1 protein-coding gene is annotated in these 580 nt (G+C 53.4%); it reads right to left on the reverse strand.

From position 1 onward, the window contains the following. Nucleotides 1-170 precede the first annotated feature (170 nt). A partial coding sequence (locus tag A462_RS32190) for an IS481 family transposase (RefSeq protein WP_008430051.1) occupies nucleotides 171-580 on the reverse strand: 410 nt, incomplete at its 5' end.

Genomic DNA, 580 nt, shown 5'->3' on the forward strand with positions numbered 1-580 from the left:
GCCGGGCCATGGATGGCCCGTCGCGGCGGCCCGCGGAGCAATGCCGGAGTGAGGGAACACCGAGCCTAGGCGAGGTGCCGACAGGCGGGGCAGAGCGYTTTGGTTACTTTGCCGCTTTTTGTACGGACCGGACACATGGTGGACACATGTACGGGGACATGGTTGACACATTATGAACCGTAATCAGGCTGTTTCACGTCGATCGTTCGCAAAAAATGATAGCAGAAATAGACGTCAAATAGCCCGTCACTTTCAGTGTTGGGACGTAGTGCGATGTGATGTCCGGCCAGGCCTTTGGCGATCCTGAAATAGCGCTTCTGAAACTTAAATCGGCTGTGATAAACCTTGGCCTTTAAATCGTCCGGCCCGTACTCAAACGCCAAAAGCATCTCCGGATAAGCCCAGGGGCTTTCTCGGTATCGGTCCATTGGAACCTTGTAATCCAGGGCTTGATGAGGGCGTTGATGGTTATAAACCTCTCGCCATTGATCAAGATTTGTTTGCGCTTCTGCAAGCGTCCGAAAATGGCGGCCGTTGAGCACTTCAGCCTTGAGTGACCGATGAAATCGTTCGATTTTCC

This window comes from Pseudomonas sp. Ag1 (genome assembly GCF_000278565.1).
Lineage (GTDB): Bacteria > Pseudomonadota > Gammaproteobacteria > Pseudomonadales > Pseudomonadaceae > Aquipseudomonas.